The organism is Nocardia farcinica, from assembly GCF_029867845.1.
Taxonomy (GTDB): Bacteria; Actinomycetota; Actinomycetes; order Mycobacteriales; family Mycobacteriaceae; genus Nocardia; species Nocardia farcinica_A.
The window spans coordinates 1-3,613 of record NZ_JARWRU010001045.1; the positions used below are offsets into that span (position 1 = coordinate 1).

2 protein-coding genes are annotated in these 3,613 nt (G+C 71.4%); one reads left to right on the forward strand and one right to left on the reverse strand.

All coding sequences use genetic code 11. The features are described from left to right. On the reverse strand, positions 1-2,209 hold a 2,209-nt coding region (gene ftsH / locus QH283_RS23095; protein WP_280505040.1), incomplete at its 3' end, for an ATP-dependent zinc metalloprotease FtsH. Positions 2,210-2,526: 317 nt separating this feature from the next. On the opposite strand from ftsH, the gene QH283_RS23100 reads away from it, so the two are divergent. Then, positions 2,527-3,480 (forward strand): hypothetical protein, encoded by a 954-nt coding sequence (locus QH283_RS23100; RefSeq protein ID WP_280505041.1) that lies wholly within the window; start codon positions 2,527-2,529, stop codon positions 3,478-3,480. Positions 3,481-3,613 lie beyond the last annotated feature (133 nt).

Sequence of the window (3,613 nt, forward strand, 5' to 3'; positions counted from 1 at the left end):
GCCGTGAGCCCTGGGTGGGAGCACCGGGGCGCGGGTAGCCGCCCGCGGGCGGGGTGTAGCCGCCCGGCTGGGGCTGGGCGTACTGCGGCTGCGCCTGGTACCCGCCCTGGCTCTGGTAGCCGCCCTGGGGCTGGTAGGCGCCCTGTCCTTGGTAACCGCCCGGCGCGGCGCCCGCGGGCTGCGGGGTGGCCGCGTGACCGTTGGCCGGCACCGGCTCCAGGTGCTTGCCGACCCGCACCGGCTCGTTGTCGTCCGGCTGCTCCGGCGGCCACGGCTCGCCGCGCTCGGCGGCCAGCTCGCCCGGGGTCTTGATCGGCGGCTTGTCGGAGGGGACGCGCTCGCCGAAGTCGTTGAAGGCGGTGATCCGCGGACGCTTGGTGACGCTCGCGAGGATCTGCTCGAGATCCTTGCGGTGCAGCGTCTCGCGCTCGAGCAGCGCGCCGGCCAGATCATCGAGCACATCGCGGTACTCGTTGAGGATCGACCAGGCCTCGGTGTGCGCGGCCTCGATCAGGTTGCGCACCTCCTCGTCGATCTCGCGGGCGACCTCGTGCGAGTAGTCCGAGGCGACGCCCATCGAGCGGCCGAGGAACGGGTCGCCCTGTTCCTGGCCGTAGCGGACCGCGCCGAGACGCGCGCTCATGCCGTACTCGGTGACCATCGCGCGGGCGATCTTGGTGGCCTGGTCGATGTCGGAGGACGCGCCGGTGGTGGGCTCGTGGAAGACCAGCTCCTCGGCGGCGCGGCCGCCCATGGCCATGACCAGCCGGGCGATCATCTCCGAGCGGGTCATCAGCCCCTTGTCGTCCTCGGGCACGGTCATGGCGTGACCGCCGGTGCGCCCGCGCGCCAGGATGGTCACCTTGTAGACCGGCTCGATGTCGGGCATCGCCCAGGCCGCCAGGGTGTGACCGCCCTCGTGGTAGGCGGTGATCTTCTTCTCGTGCTCGCTGATGATGCGGCTCTTGCGGCGCGGGCCGCCGATGACGCGGTCGACCGACTCCTCGAGCGCCTCGCCGGTGATGACCGAGCCGTTCTCGCGCGCGGTGAGCAGCGCGGCCTCGTTGATGACGTTGGCCAGGTCGGCGCCGGACATGCCGACGGTGCGCTTGGCCAGGCCCTCCAGATCGGCCTCGGGGGAGATCGGCTTGCCCTGCGAGTGCACCCGCAGGATGGCCCGGCGGCCGGCCAGGTCGGGATTGCCGACCGGGATCTGCCGGTCGAAGCGGCCGGGGCGCAGCAGCGCGGGGTCGAGGATGTCGGGGCGGTTGGTGGCGGCGATCAGAATGATGCCGGTGCGGTCGCCGAAGCCGTCCATCTCGACGAGCAGCTGGTTGAGGGTCTGCTCGCGCTCGTCGTGACCGCCGCCGAGGCCCGCGCCGCGCTGACGGCCGACCGCGTCGATCTCGTCGACGAAGATGATGCAGGGGCTGTTCTGCTTGGCCTGCTCGAACAGATCGCGCACCCGGGAGGCGCCGACGCCGACGAACATCTCGACGAAGTCCGAACCGGAGATGGTGAAGAAGGGCACGCCCGCCTCGCCCGCGACCGCGCGCGCCAGCAGGGTCTTGCCGGTGCCGGGCGGGCCGTAGAGCAGCACGCCCTTGGGGATCTTCGCGCCGAGCGCCTGGTAGCGCACCGGGTTCTGCAGGAAGTCCTTGATCTCGTAGAGCTCCTCGACCGCCTCGTCGGCGCCTGCCACGTCGGCGAAGGTGGTCTTGGGCATGTCCTTGGACAACTGCTTGGCCTTGGACTTGCCGAAGCCCATCATGCCGCCGCGGCCGCCGCCCTGCATGCGGGCCATGACGAAGATGAACAGGCCGAGCAGGATCACCATCGGCAGCACGAACAGCAGGATCTGGGCCAGCCAGCTGTCCTGCTTGACCACCGTGTTGTACGGGGCCCCGGACTCCTGGACGGCGTCGAAGATCTTCGACGAGGTCTCGCTGCCGCCCGGATACTTGGCGATGATCTTGTCCGAGCCCTTGGTGGCGTCGTTGCCGTTCTTCAGATCGATCCGCAGCTGCTGCTCGCGGTCGTCGATCTGGACGCTCTCGACGTTGTCCTTGTCCTGCAGCTGACTCAGCGCCACCGAGGTGTCTACGCCCTGCCAGCCGCGCGTGTCGTCTCCGAAGTAGCTGAACGCATAGATCACCAGCAGGATGCCGGAGACTATGGCCAGGGTGCGAAACACTGTCTTGCGGTTCATAGAGCGTAGGCCGGGCGGCCAGTCCTTTCCGGTTTCTCCGGGTTCTGCCGAGTGATCGGGCACCGATATCAGGCACAGCGTGTGGCGTTGCGCACCCGGGTTCCGTCCGCTGGGGGAATCGGATGCGGACATGCCAGGTTACCGCGTACGGTCGACCCGTTACATCGCGCCGTTCGGCAATCGGTGCAGTTCGACAGGTAAACGTCCGAACGGCGGCCACGGTTCCCGATTCTCCGCTCCGGTTTGGCCCGAGTGGACCCGAGTACGTCATGTTCGGCCTATCGTGAGCGACGACACACAGACGGAGCGCAGGGGGTATGGACATAGTCGAGCTACGAACACCCACCGCGATCATGCGACACGGGCACGGCCGGGTCGTCGTACGCCGCCCGGGGGGGGTGGCGGACGCCTACGGCGAACGCGTCCTCGACGTCGCCGTGGAGGAACTGCTGAAGGCCCGGCTGAGCAGACGGGCCGACGACACCGTCGTCATCGAGATCTACCTACGTCATCCCGCCCCGGTCCTGACCGGAGTGCCCGCCGACCGCACGCCGCTGCCGGTCATCATCGCCGAGCACGACGTGCCCGCGGCCAGCCGCATCGTCGAGCGCATCAACGACCAGATCCTCGACGCCCAGCGCGTCGACATCGCCGCGCCCGCCCTGGAGCCGCCGCCGCAGGTGTGGGGCGAGGACGGGCCGACCAGGGGCGATGTCGACCGCGCGGTGTCGCGGATGACCCCGCGCCCCGGCGTGGCGGCGGGCGTGGCCGCGCTGCACCATCTCGTGCAGCCCGACGAGTACGTGCTGGAGACGGCGGTGGCCACCGCGCGCCCGGCCTCGGGTCCCGGACTGCTGGCCGCCACCACCGCCCGGGTGCTCTTCATCTCGCTCGACCCCGAGACCGCGTGGGCGCACGAGTTCCCGGTCGCCGCGGTGCTCTACGCGCACTCCACCGAGACGCCCGCCGGAGTGCCCGGCGAGATCGGCGCCGCGCGCGGGGAGACCGGCCTCGAGATCAACGACGGTCACCTGACGTTGCGCTTCACCGGCGCCGACCGCGCCGACATGGAGCGGGTCGCGCTGGCGGTCGGCTTCGCGGTGCGCCGGTTGGCCGTCGACGGTGCGGTCGGCCCGCCCGACCCCGGCGTGGCCCAGCTGTACGCGGAGTGGGAGCTGCTGGTCGAGCGGCATTCGCTCGGCATGGTCGACGACGTGCAGTTCCAGCGTTACGGGCGCGGCATCCTGCGCTCGCTGCCCGACGCGAGCTGACGCCCCCGCTCGACCGCGCCCCGACCGGGGGGGGGGGGGGGGGGGGGCCGGGGGGCGGGGGCGGGCGGCGCGCCGGGGGGGGAGGGGCGGCGGGGGCGGGGCCGGGGGGGGAGGGAGGGGGGGGGGGGGCGCG